This is a genomic window from Caballeronia sp. LZ032 (assembly GCF_031451315.1).
In the GTDB taxonomy this organism is placed as follows: Bacteria; Pseudomonadota; Gammaproteobacteria; order Burkholderiales; family Burkholderiaceae; genus Caballeronia.
In genome coordinates this window covers 1,347,714-1,361,499 of sequence record NZ_JARUXP010000004.1, presented here as the reverse complement: position 1 = coordinate 1,361,499, position 13,786 = coordinate 1,347,714, and the positions used below count along the sequence as shown (strand labels likewise).

Genomic DNA, 13,786 nt, shown 5'->3' with positions numbered 1-13,786 from the left:
TCCGATGTTCACCGCTTTCGACTATGGCGTGATGGCCGTGATCGGCCTGTCCGCCCTGCGCGGCATGTGGCGCGGCCTGCTGGCCGAGGCCTTCGGGTTGGTCGGGTGGATCGCCGCCATCCTGATCGCGGGGCGTTTTGTCGGGCTCGTCGTTCCGTATATTCCGGACACCTGGCCGGGCGGCGCTCTCACGCAATGGCTGGTGGCGTTCCTGCTGGTCGTGGCGGCGGTGCTGTTGCTGTCAAGCGTACTGTCCGCATTGCTGACGCGCGTCACGGAAGTGACCGGCCTGCGCGGCGTGGACCGCTCGCTGGGCTTGCTTTTCGGCCTCGTCAGAGGCGCTATATTGGTAGTCATTCTGGTCGGCCTGGCGGGCTTGACCGAACTACCTCAGAAAGATTTCTGGCGCAATGCGCTGCTGAGGCCGACGGCCGAGCAGGGCGTGCGTGAACTGAAACTGCTGCTCCCCGATACGCTCGCCGCGTATGTGCACGTCGCCCCCGCTGTTGGCTCCAGCGGCATGGCGCCAAACGCCGCACAATAGACGAACGGCCGGCTACATGGGGCGCGCGACGGCTCGAAGACCCACCTCGACCCGGTAAGGGCAGCTTCGTGCAGCCGGACGCGTGAATGCGTCCGCTGGACCAGCAACGCCTTCTCACCCCGTTTCGACTCTTTGAAGGACCATGCCATGTGCGGCATCGTAGGTGTAGTTTCCCAAAGCCCCGTCAACCAGCTGATCTATGACAGCCTGCTCCTGCTGCAACATCGCGGCCAGGACGCAGCGGGCATTGCCACGGCGAACGGCAACAACTTCCACATGCACAAGGCCAACGGCATGGTGCGCGACGTGTTCCGCACGCGCAACATGCGCAGCCTGCCGGGCAACGTCGGCATCGGCCAGGTGCGTTATCCGACCGCCGGTTCCGCCGCGAGCGAGGAAGAAGCGCAGCCGTTCTACGTGAATGCGCCGTTCGGGATCATCCTCGCGCACAACGGCAATCTGACGAACTGGCCGCAGTTAAAGGACGAGATGTTCCGCATCGACCGCCGGCACATCAACACCGCATCCGACACCGAAGTTCTGCTCAACGTCTTCGCCCACGAACTGCAGCTCGCCAGCTCCGGCCTGCAGCTCGACGCCGCCGCGCTGTGGAAGGCCGTGGCCGGCGTGCATCGCCGGGTGAAGGGCTCGTATGCGATCGTGTCGCTGATCGCGGGCTATGGACTCGTGGCCTTCCGCGATCCGTTCGGCATTCGTCCGCTGGTGCTCGGCAAGCTGGAAACGACGACGGGCGTCGAGTGGATGGTGGCATCGGAATCGGTGGCGATCGAAGGTATCGGTTTCGAATTCGTGCGTGACGTGGAACCGGGCGAAGCGATCTTCATCGACAGCGACGGCAACCTGCACAGCCACCAGTGCGCCGAGAAGCCCGCGCTGAATCCGTGCATCTTCGAGCTCGTCTATCTCGCGCGTCCGGACTCGTGCCTCGACGGCGTGCCGGTCTACAACGCGCGCCTGCGCATGGGCGATTACCTCGCCGAGAAGATCAAGCGCGTGCTGCCGGACGTGGCCATCGACGTCGTCATGCCGATTCCCGATTCCTCGCGTCCCGCCGCGATGCAGGTCGCCGCGAAGCTGGGCGTCGAGTATCGCGAGGGCTTCTTCAAGAACCGCTACGTGGGCCGCACCTTCATCATGCCGGGCCAGGCAGTGCGCAAGAAGTCGGTGCGCCAGAAGCTCAATGCGATGGGCATCGAGTTCAAGGGCAAGAATGTGCTGATCGTCGATGATTCGATTGTGCGCGGCACGACGTCCCACGAGATCGTGCAGATGGCGCGTGACGCGGGCGCAAACAAGGTGATCTTCGCTTCGGCGGCGCCGCCGGTGAAGTACCCGAACGTGTACGGCATCGACATGCCGACGCGCGGCGAACTCGTGGCGCACGGCCGCACGGATGAGGAAGTGGCGCGCATGATCGGCGCGGACTATCTCGTGTATCAGGACGTGGAAGACCTGAAGAACGCGATCCGTGACATCAATCCGGAACTGAAGGACTTCGAGGCCTCGTGCTTCGACGGCAACTACATCACCGGCGACGTGACGACCGATTATCTGGATCGCATCGAGTCGGCGCGTCTGGCGCCGCAGTCGCAATCGGATCGCGATGCTGCGAGCGAAGCGATGGATGGCGGCATGGCGCGCTCACAGTTGCATCTGCAACTATCGGTCGAGTAACGCGCTTTACGGCGTGATCTTGGGAGCCCGCTTCGTCTGTGAGGACGAGCGGGCTTTTTGCAGAATCAGTGCGTGCGCGTGCTGCCCGCACGCCATTGTCCCGGCGCCATGCCGAAACGTTTCGTGAAGGCATGCGTGAACGTGCTCTGATCGGCGAAGCCGCAATCGAGCGCGATGTCCGTGAGCGCGGCGAGCGGATCGGCCAATCGTGTCAGCGCGGTATCGAGCCGCAGACGTTGCACATAGCGATGCGGCGTCTCGCCGAAGGCATCGTTGAACAGCTGGTGGAACCGCCGCATGCCGAAGCCGCAATGCGCCGCGAGATCGGCGATGCGCAGCGGCTCGGCGAGATGCCGGCGCAGCCACGCGTCGATGCGGGCGAAATCGAGGCCTTTCGAAGGGAATGCGGCATTGCCGGCATCGTGCATGAGCGCGCCGCACAGATGCGCGGCCGCTTGCCAGGCAAAGCGATGACACTCATGCGATTGACCGACGCCCGCGCCAGGTGCGAACCCGGCGACCAGCCGCGTGATGGAAGGATGAAGCGTGATGCAACGCGCCTGCTCGAAGAAGCGCTCGGGCACGGCGAGCGACGCCAGCGGAAGATCGAGCACGAGCTGGCGGTTGTCGCCGGCGGCCCAGTAATCGTGGCGCGCGCCCGCTGGAATGATCCACGCGCCGCTTCGGTCGATACGCGCGCCGCGTCCGTCCACGGCCATCTCCATCGATCCCTCTACACCCAGCACGATCTGATGGAAGTCGTGGACCTCGGACGCCTGCGTCGCGGCATAGCGGCGCAGTGCAACGGCGGGGCGGGGCCGCGGCGCGTTCACGCAAACCTGGCTCAGACGTCGAGCAGTTCGACTTCGAACACCAGCGTGGCGTTCGGCGGAATCACGCCGCCCGCGCCGCGTGCACCATAGCCGAGTTGCGGCGGAATGGTGAGACGGCGCACGCCGCCGACCTTCATGCCCTGGACGCCTTCGTCCCAGCCGCGAATGACCATGCCGCCGCCCAGCACGAAGGCGAACGGGTCGTTACGGTCCTTGCTCGAATCGAACTTCTGGCCATCCGTGAGCCAGCCCGTGTAATGCACGCTGACCGTCTTGCCGGCGACAGCTTCGGCGCCTTCGCCGACAGTGAGATCTTCGTATTTGAGACCGGAATCGGTCGTGACAGTCGACATGGTTGCTCCCAGGTTGTCGGTGGTCGAAACCGCCATTGTAGAACGCCGCCGGAAGCAGGCGGCGCGCGAACCTCATGCGTGGAAGGGTTGAAAGTCCTCAGAGATGCCGGCCGCGCGGCCCGAAACGCGAGCCGATGCGCGGCCCGAGTTCCGGCGCGACATGCCGGCCAATCGACGTGCCGATGTTCGCGCCCAGTTGCGCGTCTTCCATGGCCGAGGCAGCGGCTTCGTCGCCGCGCTGTTGTCTCGCGAGCTTGAGCGCACGCACCCGGACATAGGCCATCGCGACCAGGGTCCACGGCGCGAGATAGGCGAACTCCGGCACCGAGACCATCATCATCGTCCAGGTAGCCACGCAGCACTGGCGCAACGCCATGCCGCGCGCATCCCAGTCGAGCTTGAATGCCGGATAGAGCATCAGCCCGCTGATGAAGATCGTGCCGATAATGCCGGTGTTGACCATCAACGTGGAGAACAGGTCGGTCGAGCGGACGTAGCCGAAACCGATGCCGAACAGCTGGTTCATCGGCGTCCCGTGGAACCAGAGGCGCATCGACTCGACGAACAGCAGCGCACGGTCAGAGCCCGACTCGTCCTTCTGTTCGAGCTTGTTCGTCACCATCTGCTTGAAGAGATCGGCGATGTAGTCCTGCGCGATATACGCGATCACGCACAGCACGAACAGCCCGATGAGCGCCTTGACCGGGTTGATGCCGAGCTTGCGCATGCGGATCAGCGCGAACACCGCATAACCGATCAGCACGGTGGACGAGGTGCTCATCAGCAGCGAGATGCCGATGATCCAGACCGGCCAGCGCACCCGCGAGGTGGCGTTGAAATACACCCAGAACGGGAACATGGACATGGCGTACATCGAGGGTTCGCCGGTCAGCGCCTTGAGGCGCTGGAAGCGCATGCCGCCGATGTCCATCTGCTGGAACGAACTGCCGTTCACCGTGCCGTCCGAGCGCACGATACCCTTGCCGAACTGGTCGCCGAATGCACGGTTGGAGATGAAGTCGCCCGGCTGGCCCGTGATGACGAAGTACGCGACTTCGAACATCCCGTAGAGCGCGAAGAGCGTGATGGCGGCGAGCAGCCACTGGTCCCAGGTCGGCTTGTAGTAGTGGTACACGTAGGCCGCGTAGAGCACGACGGCGGCCACATAGACCGACTGCGTGAACATGCTCTTGCGCAGGATGAACGTGAACGGATCGGTTTCCTCGACCAGCACGATTCTGGAGAAGTCGGGATCGTAGGGGGCCATGACGTCCGCGACCTGCGTCGTGCAGAGCATCAGCAGCCATACCACGAGCGCCGCGCCCACGAAGTGCATCCAGCTCTTGCGCGCCCGGCCGCCGAACAGCAGCACGAGCGGCACCGAGAGGAAGCACATCATGTAGCCGATGGTCGTGCCCTGGATGGACGGGACGAGCAAAAACGACGTCACCGGCATCGCGAAGGCCCAGATCCTGTAGTAGAGGTCGGTCAGCGCCGCTTTTTCTTTCATCGTCGAATGGTTATACCCGCGTGGAACGGGCTTCTTCAAAATTCAGTGATCCGATCGGAACCGGCGCACTGCTTGCAGCTTCGTTTTCGGGTGCATGGTTCGGCTGTTCATCGACGGAGCCGAGCCAGTGATGCGAACTGAGCGACTTCAGGCGAGTTTCGATGCCTGATTCGCGCAGCGAGATGTAACCGCTGATGGACAGCAGCGCCATCACGAGAACCAGTAGTGCCCGCAACGGCGGTCGCCTGCGGGCGGCTTTCACGACGCGTGGCTGCGGCGTCGAATTCGCCGGCGCGGGCAGCCTCGGTACGAAGGCGCGCTCCGGCAGCCGATGGAAGTCGCAATGCGGACAGACCGGAACATCGGCCCCGACCGGCCTGCGACAACGCGGACACTGCTTGAGCCGATGCCTGAAGGAAAAACGCGCGCCCATTGGGTCACCTTGTGCGTACTCTTCCCCGATCCGGTCGGCTGCGCGCCACACGTCGGCATCCGCGCCGCAACCCCTTCAGCCTTTTGTCGCCCTACAACTTGAAACGCCGCGTGACATGTCACGCGGCGCTGTGTTCGACATCGGAATGCAGACGTCAGTTCTGTGCCTTGAAGGTGCTCGTATAAGCCGCCGCATAACCGTAACTGCGGCGATTGCTCGGACGACGCGGAATCGCGTTGAATACCGATCCCACGAGCCTGCCGCCCGCACGCTGCACCTTCTTCACCGTCTCTTCGATCTCTTCCTCGCTCTGGATGCCGGAGCGCAGCACGAGCACCGTGGAGCCGGCATCGCTTGCCACGATCGCCGCGTCGGTGACGACGAGGAACGGCGGCGTATCCACCAGCACGAGATCGAACTGATCGCTCATGCGCGCAAGCGTATCGCGGAAGCCGGGCATCATCAGCAGCTCGGACGGATTCTCCGGATAGCCGCCGCACGACAGGAACGACAGCCCCGGCACGCCCACATAGCGCAGCGCGTCGCCGAGCGGCATCTCGCCCTTCAGCACTTCGGAGAGACCGCCCGGATTCGACTGCTTGAAGAACGAGGCGATATGACCACGACGCATGTCGGCGTCGATCAGCAACACGCGCAGGCCGATTTCCGCGAGCAGCACGGCCAGGTTCGCCGCGACGAAGCTCTTGCCCGCTGAAGGAATCGGGCCGGTCAGCATCACGATGTTGTTCGGCGCGTTGGCCAGGTCGCGATACAGCTCGGTTCGCACTGCGCGCAGGGCTTCCACGGCAGGATCGTGCGGATAGCGCGAGGCAAGCACGCGGGCGTCGCGATGAGACTCGGGCACGTGCGGCATCGCGAAGGCATCATGCCGCGGCGCCTCGGTGTAGGCCAGCGCCTTGGGCGCGGCATGCCCTTGCGCACCCGCATAGGTGAGCGGCGCATGCTCGACCGGCGACACTGCGATCTCGTGATCCAGCATTGCCTGCTGGCGGCTGTACAGCACTTCGCCCAGCACCGGTACGGACAAGCGGCGCTCCACGAACATCGGATCCGTGACGCCGATCATTGCGTGACGGCGCAGGAAGATGAAGAACGTGCCGACGAAAAAGCCCAGGCCCGTGCCCGCGAGAATCACGAGCGGCTTGTTAGGCTTCACCGGACGATACGGACGCAGCGCGGTATCGACGATATGCGCGCCGCCGCTCGTGCTCGCACGGCGCACCGAGAGCTCCTCGGCCTTGTTGACCATGCCCATATAGATGGTCTCGGCCACGCGCGCATCGCGCGTCAGTTCAGCGTTCTGGCGCTCGGATGCCGGCATGCTGTCGAAGCGCGACTGGATCTGCTGGTTCGACGACTCGAGCTGCGCGATCTGCTGATCGAGATTCTGCACCTGCGGGCTGCTCGGCTGGAAGCGTTGCAGCATCTGCGTACGTTGCAGCTTGAGCGTGGCGAGCTGCTGCATCGACACGATGCTGCCTTGCAAATAGGCTTGCGCTTCGTTGATCGGCTGGACCGATTGCGACTTCGCGCGATAGGCGCTCAGGTTGCCTTCGGCTTTCTTCAGATCGGATTCGAGACGCGGCAGTTCTCCGCGGATGAATTCGAGCGTCTTCGTATCGTTGGCCTGGCGCGCCTGCACGGCGGCGCCGAGATACGCCTGAGCCAGCGCGTCGGCGACGTCGGCGGTGAGTTGCGGATCGTCGGCGTTGAAGGTGATCTGCACGACGCCCGTATCCTTCGACGATTCCGCGACCTTCGTCGTCTTTTTCATCAGCGCGATGGCGTCGAGCGTGTTGAGACGGGTCACGTCGAAATGCACGCCAGGGTGGCCCACGACATGATTGACCAGCATCGATACGCCGTTCGCCGACGCCGGGCGGCCCACCGTGCCGTGCAGGATCACTTCGCCGTCCGGATCGCGCAGCTCGTACTGGTTGTTGTCGAGGAGAACGAAGTCGAGCTTCTGGTCTTCCAGTGCGGGCGGAACATCGAGGCGGCCGATCTGCAGGTCTTCACCGCCCCAAGCGTACGAGTCGAGACCGAACCACGCCGGTGCAAGATGCCCCTTCTTGGCGAACATGTTCGCAAGCTGGCCGAGGATCGGGAACGTGTTGGGCTTGACCCGGATGTCGAAGTGGAACTGCTTGACGACCGGCTCGAGCACCGAGCGGCTCTGCATCACCGAGATCTCGGCGGGCGCAATCTGGTTGACGGTTTGCCCTTGCTGCTGCATCTGCTGCTGGTTTTGCGGCGCGATGCCGAGCGCATTCGGATCCGGCGGATCGACCCGCACGACTACATCCGATGAATAGATGGGCTTGGCAAGAAATGCATAGGCGGACGCGAGGGCAGCCGCGACCCCGACGAACAGGAGCAGCATGCCGAGGTGATCGCGCAGCAGCCGGAGCATGTCGCCCGCGGTAAATTCACCGTCTTCCTTGCCGTGCCGCGAAGATGCTGAGTTGACATAGAGGGTGTTCAAAGGCGCCGTCCTCAGTTCGATAAGTTGAGCAGTTATTCCCGGACCATTGAAAAAGCGAAGATCCGCGCGGCATGTCCGCGTTGCGACTTACGTTGTTGTTGATCCGGCGCATGGCCGTTGGAACTTCAAGACCAGAGACGCGAGAGGCAGGTAGAACGAGCGAAGCGCGTGGCGCTTCTGGTTCGCATTGACGGAACACGTGGGCCCGTCGGAGTACGATCGCTGGTGAATGGAAGCACACTTCGTGCCTCGACACCGTGGCTGCCGCCTCGTGCGCGTCACCGCACCTTCATTGCGACGATTCGCTTGCGCAACGACACGAAAGGCCTTGAAGCAATTAGCATCAAGGCCATCTTCCGGTCACGAGGTGGGCGCGTCTGTTAAGTAGCGAACGTTCGATGCCTTGCAAGGTCGGGAACGGCACTTGCGCACGGCCTGTTTCGCGCGATAATCGGCGGTTCCGCTGCGACAGTATTGGTAGCATCAAAGCGTTAAAAATTTAAGGCATTGGATTAGCCTTGATGAAATCGCGCACGGTATTGAAGCGGGGCTTGCGTGTTTTTCCATCGTCGCCGATCACGCCGTAGTTGCCGTCGCCGCCATAGCGCTGATCGTCATAGAGCTCATAGAGCGTCACGTTCTGAACATTGTAGGTCTTCGCAAGCGACACGAAACCCTTCAATGCATCCTTGCCCACGAGATAGCCGCCCGGATCCTGATGATTCGGACGCACGCCATACTCGGTGATCCAGATGGGCTTGCCATAGCTGTCGCGCAGACGTTCCAGCACGTTGACCTTGTTCTGGCCAGCCGCCGTGATGGAACCCATGTTCGAATACCAGTGCCACGCGGTGATGTCCCATTGAGGAATGGGGTGACCGCTCGAACCGTCCGGCTGCGTGCCCGCAAAGAGCATGTCTGTGAAGCCGTAGTGAAGCCAGCTGAACGACGTCAGCAGGATCTTCGCATCCGGATTGCTCTCACGAATGCCCTTGATGAGCCCGAGAATCGAGCCGCGCGCCTTCATGAACATCGCATTGTCATAGTCTGACGGATGCTCGCCGCTGCGGTCGGCGCCCTTGATGGTCCAGTTGTCGTACTCGTTGCCCACCTGGTAGTACGTAACCAGCCCCTTGAGCACGCGGCCCGCGGTCTTCCCGAGCGCATAGGCGCGTTCGTATGTCTCCTGCTCGTTCGCGCGCTTCTCCTGTTCAAAGGGCGTGACGAGCGCGAGTACGCCGATGCATTGCTTCGCGGCCGCGCGCGCGAAATCCGCGACCATGTGCGCGCTGCCTTCGCTGGAGACATCCTGCGCATACATGGTGATGCCCAGGTCGCGCAACTGCGAGATCTGCAGATCGTAATCGCTCATGCGATACGCGCCGCGATGTTCGAGATGACCCGCAATGCCATAGAACACGCCGGTCGTGCCCTTGCCGCAAGCGAGCTTCGGCGGGGGCGGCTCGGCGGCTTCGGCATCGGCGATGATCGAGCGGTTGCTGTGATGCGCATCAGGCGAGCCGCTGCGCGAGGACATCAGAAGGGCCGCGCAAGACAATGCGCCCAATACGGATACGGCGACCAGGAAGGTACGCATCGGCGTTGACCTCTGAAAAGGTGCGCGCGGTTACTTGGCCAGCACGTCGGTATGGTTGGGCGCGGAATGAGCGCCTGCATCGCGCGGAGCGCTGGTGTGCAGCAGCACCTGTTGCGCTTGCGCGTCGAAGGCTTCACGCGAGAAGCGACGCCTGAATTCGCCGCGCAGCGAGGCCATGGAGAAGTCGCGTGCGGTGAAAATGCGCTCGACGAAGGCTTCGCGGTCATCGGCAGGGAACAGCAGTGCGTCGGGCAAGTACGAATCGAGTCCCGAGACCCGCGATACGACAATCGGCCGCTCAGCGAGCACGGCCTCGATCATCACGAGCGGCACGCCTTCATAGGCCGATGGCAGCACGAGGGCATCGCTTGCGACGATATAGGGCAGCACGTCCTTCTGCGGTCCGACCATGCGCACGCACGCGGACAGCGCGGGACTGGCCGCGATGCGCTCGCGCAGGCGCGGGTCATCCGGACCTTCTCCAACGATCAGCACGAGCGTATGACTGAAAGCCTTCGCATTGCGCTCGATGGCCTCCATGAAGAAGTCCTGACGCTTCTGCTGGAAATTCAGCCGGCCGATCTGCGCGACGATGGTCGTGCCGTCATCAGGCAGCCCGAGCGACTCGCGCGCGGCTTCCTTCGAGAGCGTCGAACGGCTGAAACGGTCGTCGACGTAGTTCTCCAGGATCATCGTGCGCGCCTTGGGCGCGAGCTTGCGCAGCTTGTCGCGCAGATGATCGTTGAGCGTCACGTATTCGTCCGGCATGCGGTACAGCACGCGCTTCACGAGCCATTTGACCTGTTCCGCGCGGCCGGCCTTCACGGGCGCGTCATCCACCAGCGGCAGATAGCTCACCGCCGTCGTGCGCGCGCGGCGCGCGGCGATCAGTCCTGCGAGCCCCGAGGCGATCGTGCCTTGCGCGATCATGAGCTTGTCGAGATGCAGCGTGCGCAGCGTGGCCGCGGTCGAGCGAATCATGCGCAGCAGCGCGAAGATGTTGCCGCGGATGGACTCGGCCGTGTAGGTCAGCGCGATGACCTTGACCTTCGGATGCTGGGCCGCGAGTTCGCGCACATGACGCGACAACGCTTCGTTAGCAGCCGGCACGAGGACGTGCAAGGTCTCGACCTGCGCGCTCGCGACCAGCGCCAGCATGAAACGCTTCAGCATTTCCTCATGGCCGCCGTTGACGCCCGAGTCGCAATAGATTCCCAACTTCACCGGCTTTCTCCCTTGCAGCGCGCGTGCGCCCGTCATTGCGGCTTGTCGATGAACTGCTTGAGCAGACGCGCGCTCTCCGTCCAGCGGAAACGTTCGGCGTGCGCGAGACCACGCCGGCGCAACTCTTCGCTCAGCGTGGGTGAGTCGAGCAGTTCGCGCAGCTTGCCCGCGATGTCATCGACCGAATAGGGATCGCAGTACACCGAGGCATCGCCGCAGGTTTCCGGCAGGGCAGCGGCACGGCCGACGAGCGTCGGGCAGCCGTTGCGCATGGCTTCCAGCGGCGGAATGCCGAAGCCTTCATAGATGGAAGGATAGAGGAAGCATGCGGCATGTTGATAAAGCGCCCGGAGTCGTTCGTCGCTCACATAGCCCGCCTGCTTGATGTTGGGCGCGCTCGACAGGTCCTGGGCCTTGCCGAAGATCGTGGCGTTCTTCATGCCGACGATCACGAGATCGATCGACGGATCGTTCAGGCGCATGAAAGCCTCGACCAGCCGCTTGAAATTCTTGGTCGGATTCATGCTGCTCACGGCTAGCACATAGCGGTTCTTCGTGAGCTTGAGTTCGTCGAGCACCGACGTATCCGGCGTGATGTGATCGAGATGATCCGCCGCGAGCGGCACGACGCCGATGCGCTCCGCGGGCACGCCCACATGATGCGCCAGGCGATCGCGCGAGAACTTCGAATTGGTCAGCACGCAACTCGAGGTACGCGCGAGGATCCAGAACATCACGTGATACCAGGTGCGAAACTTCCACGAGAAATGCGACGGGGTGTCGAACACCGCGGCATCGTGCATGTAGATGATCTGGTTCGCTCGAAAGATCGAGCCGGAATTCGACAGATTCACGATGCGCGAACGTCCTGCGAACAGCGGCAATACGAGCTGCTCCCAGAAGACGCCCTTGCCGAAGCCGAGCTTGACGGTCTCGACGCCATCGACGGGATCCAGACCGGTTTGCGGCGGCACGGCGAGCGTCACATGCGAACCCTGCGGCAGTTGTCCGAGCGCGGCGACGAGTTCGCGCGCGACGCGCTGGACGCCGGTGGTTTTCTGGCTCGTGAAGCGTCCGTTATAGACAAGCTTGTTCGTAGCGATGGAAGTGTCCATGGGAGAGGCGTCAGAACTGGGAGTCGGAGCTGGTTTCATACGAGGCTGCCTCTTTGGAGGCGAGCGGCTCGCGCGTGGGCCGGTCGGAGCCGAGCTGGTAGACCGAGAGCCACTGACGGAAGATGGCGTCCATCGAGAAGCGCTTGCTGGCGGATTCCCTCGCTGCAGCGCCCATGCGGGCGCGCAATGCGGGGTCGTCGCGCAGCATGGCAACGTACCTGGCCATGTCCTCCACGCTCGATGCAACGAAGCCCGTCACGCCGTGTTGCACGACATCGCGGTTGCCGACCACGTCGGTCACGACGGCGGGAATGCCCGCGACCTGTGCTTCGATCAGCGCGATCGGCATGCCTTCCCAGCGCGAGGTCTGCACGTAGATGTCGAGTTCGGAGGTCAGTTCGAGTGCGCGTTCGCGCGTGACCCAGCCGCTGCACGTGACGGCGCCGCTCGGCATCTGACCCGGCAGCTCCTCGAGATTGCCGCCGATCCACAGGAACTTGACCGACGGACCGCTCAGGTCGGTGGCGAGCTTCACGAATGCCTGATGGTTCTTTTGATAAGAAGCGCGACCGCTCATGCCGACGACGACATCGCCGGGATTGCGCTCGATGCGCGGCGGAATCTCAGGAACGTTCACGCCGTTCTCGATCATGCGCGCCTCGCGCGCACCCATTCGAGTTTCGATCTCGCTCAGCTCGCTCTTCGAACACGCGACGATGGTGCCGCCCATGCGAGCGGCGATGCGCTCGAAGCTCAGATAGGCAAACTGCTTGACGGGCGAGACATCGCGCCGCAGGAACGCCAGGCCATGCGGCGAATAGAACACGCGGGCACGCGGCGCGGCAATGCGTGCGGCGGCGCGGCCCAGCACGCCGGCCTTCGACGAATGCAGATGCACGACCGAAGGATCGAGTTCCTTGAGCTTGCGCACCAGGTTCCACAAGCTGGTCCAGTCGTTCTTGACGCTTACTTCGCGGAACATGCTGACGTAGGTAAGCTTGACGGCCGGATGAAAGAGCTTGGAAAAGTTAATCGGTGTTTCCTGCCGGATCGAATGAAGGATCGTTACGCCGACTCCAGCGGCCGCTGCGCGATTGGAAAGCTGCGTCAGCATTGACAGAACTCCGCCTCCGAAAGCCTCGGTTATATGTACGATCTCTTTCATATTGAACTCATCGTTTGGCGTGTCGCCGAGCGCCCGCGGCGACCGCATGAGAAGGAAGCGGCCTAATCGTTATCAGTTAAGGACATCACACTTTCAAGCACGCCGAATGCATGCAAGGTGGGCGGGCGCTAGCCCACCTGCAAAGAGCACATTAAAGAATCCGGTAATGTGCGCGTTGGAGTACTAATGGACCGTAAAACAAACCGATCCATTCGTGCCACGCGCTCCGACCCAAGCATTACTCGTTCCTCGCGACGACCTCCGCGAGAAACCCCGTCGAGCTTGCTCCCCAAGCCTGGATTCCAGGAGCCTCTGGGCCAGCCTGAGCAGGCCCGGAAGACGCCTTGATACCGGTCTTTGCGAAAATTGTTTCGCGTCGCGCCGATAAGGCGCAGGTCGGCCGTCTGATTACGACCACCTGCCGCGAGACGTAAAGCCCGATTGATCAATCATATTTTTGACTTCTCGAAGCCGTGCCTTTCGGAACGGCCTGAGCACTTTCCTTGAGCCCGTGCTCAGGACCCATCAACACAAAGCTTTACTCTGCTGATATGGCTGTTTCATTACTTTCTTCATCGCCGTTATTTGGCGGTGGAAGAATTCTGCTGAGCGATCACCGCTTCACAGACCTGCAGAAGCATGCGCAGATCCTTTAGCGGGACCGCGACCGATTGCATGCGCAGGCTCTGCGCCTGTTCGACCAGCTTCTGCACACGCTCGATCGACGTATCCTCTGATTCCATGTCGGACCGCTCACTTAATTAAATAACTGTTCGTACCAATACGATATCGACTCGACTCGCTCTGGTCC

At 62.7% G+C, this 13,786-nt stretch carries 12 protein-coding genes; 2 read left to right on the top strand and 10 right to left on the bottom strand.

Annotation, left to right across the window (positions count from 1 at the left end):
- Window positions 1-4: 4 nt before the first annotated feature.
- On the top strand, window positions 5-544 hold the full coding sequence (locus QCE69_RS34020) for a CvpA family protein (protein WP_309935303.1): 540 nt from the start codon (window positions 5-7) through the stop codon (window positions 542-544).
- A 147-nt stretch (window positions 545-691) separates the two neighbouring features.
- Window positions 692-2,239 (top strand): amidophosphoribosyltransferase, encoded by a 1,548-nt coding sequence (gene purF / locus QCE69_RS34015; protein ID WP_309821128.1) that lies wholly within the window; start codon window positions 692-694, stop codon window positions 2,237-2,239.
- Between the two features lie 65 nt (window positions 2,240-2,304).
- On the opposite strand, the gene QCE69_RS34010 is transcribed toward purF, so the two are convergent.
- From QCE69_RS34010 to QCE69_RS33965, 10 genes are all read right to left on the bottom strand, one after another.
- Complete coding sequence (locus QCE69_RS34010; protein ID WP_309935301.1) at window positions 2,305-3,072, bottom strand: AraC family transcriptional regulator; 768 nt, start codon at window positions 3,070-3,072, stop codon at window positions 2,305-2,307.
- Between the two features lie 11 nt (window positions 3,073-3,083).
- Window positions 3,084-3,425 (bottom strand): FKBP-type peptidyl-prolyl cis-trans isomerase, encoded by a 342-nt coding sequence (locus tag QCE69_RS34005; protein WP_309821126.1) that lies wholly within the window; start codon window positions 3,423-3,425, stop codon window positions 3,084-3,086.
- Window positions 3,426-3,522: 97 nt separating this feature from the next.
- Entirely contained in the window at window positions 3,523-4,935 is a 1,413-nt protein-coding gene (locus tag QCE69_RS34000) for a hypothetical protein (protein WP_309935299.1), read from the bottom strand.
- Between the two features lie 10 nt (window positions 4,936-4,945).
- Window positions 4,946-5,419 (bottom strand): hypothetical protein, encoded by a 474-nt coding sequence (locus QCE69_RS33995; protein ID WP_309927237.1) that lies wholly within the window; start codon window positions 5,417-5,419, stop codon window positions 4,946-4,948.
- A 103-nt stretch (window positions 5,420-5,522) separates the two neighbouring features.
- On the bottom strand, window positions 5,523-7,874 hold the full coding sequence (locus tag QCE69_RS33990; RefSeq protein WP_309935298.1) for a polysaccharide biosynthesis tyrosine autokinase: 2,352 nt from the start codon (window positions 7,872-7,874) through the stop codon (window positions 5,523-5,525).
- A 499-nt stretch (window positions 7,875-8,373) separates the two neighbouring features.
- Window positions 8,374-9,411: a glycosyl hydrolase gene (locus QCE69_RS33985; RefSeq protein ID WP_309927233.1), complete on the bottom strand. Its 1,038-nt coding sequence runs from the start codon at window positions 9,409-9,411 to the stop codon at window positions 8,374-8,376.
- Window positions 9,412-9,501: 90 nt separating this feature from the next.
- Window positions 9,502-10,695, bottom strand: a complete 1,194-nt coding sequence (locus tag QCE69_RS33980) for a glycosyltransferase (protein ID WP_309935296.1) — start codon at window positions 10,693-10,695, stop codon at window positions 9,502-9,504.
- A 32-nt stretch (window positions 10,696-10,727) separates the two neighbouring features.
- Window positions 10,728-11,810: a glycosyltransferase family 1 protein gene (locus QCE69_RS33975; protein WP_309935295.1), complete on the bottom strand. Its 1,083-nt coding sequence runs from the start codon at window positions 11,808-11,810 to the stop codon at window positions 10,728-10,730.
- A 10-nt stretch (window positions 11,811-11,820) separates the two neighbouring features.
- On the bottom strand, window positions 11,821-12,975 hold the full coding sequence (locus tag QCE69_RS33970; RefSeq protein ID WP_309935294.1) for a glycosyltransferase: 1,155 nt from the start codon (window positions 12,973-12,975) through the stop codon (window positions 11,821-11,823).
- 581 nt (window positions 12,976-13,556) lie between these two features.
- Complete coding sequence (locus tag QCE69_RS33965) at window positions 13,557-13,718, bottom strand: hypothetical protein (RefSeq protein WP_309927225.1); 162 nt, start codon at window positions 13,716-13,718, stop codon at window positions 13,557-13,559.
- Window positions 13,719-13,786 lie beyond the last annotated feature (68 nt).

What these genes read in the sequence shown, in the direction of transcription:
- QCE69_RS33970 (WP_309935294.1), bottom strand. Translation starts at nt 12,975, where the DNA reads ATGAAAGAGATCGTACATATAACCGAGGCTTTCGGAGGCGGAGTTCTG.
- QCE69_RS33965 (WP_309927225.1), bottom strand. Translation starts at nt 13,718, where the DNA reads ATGGAATCAGAGGATACGTCGATCGAGCGTGTGCAGAAGCTGGTCGAA.
- QCE69_RS34020 (WP_309935303.1), top strand. Translation starts at nt 5, where the DNA reads ATGTTCACCGCTTTCGACTATGGCGTGATGGCCGTGATCGGCCTGTCC.
- QCE69_RS33985 (WP_309927233.1), bottom strand. Translation starts at nt 9,411, where the DNA reads ATGTCCTCGCGCAGCGGCTCGCCTGATGCGCATCACAGCAACCGCTCG.
- QCE69_RS33975 (WP_309935295.1), bottom strand. Translation starts at nt 11,810, where the DNA reads ATGGACACTTCCATCGCTACGAACAAGCTTGTCTATAACGGACGCTTC.
- QCE69_RS34000 (WP_309935299.1), bottom strand. Translation starts at nt 4,935, where the DNA reads ATGAAAGAAAAAGCGGCGCTGACCGACCTCTACTACAGGATCTGGGCC.
- purF (WP_309821128.1), top strand. Translation starts at nt 692, where the DNA reads ATGTGCGGCATCGTAGGTGTAGTTTCCCAAAGCCCCGTCAACCAGCTG.
- QCE69_RS34005 (WP_309821126.1), bottom strand. Translation starts at nt 3,425, where the DNA reads ATGTCGACTGTCACGACCGATTCCGGTCTCAAATACGAAGATCTCACT.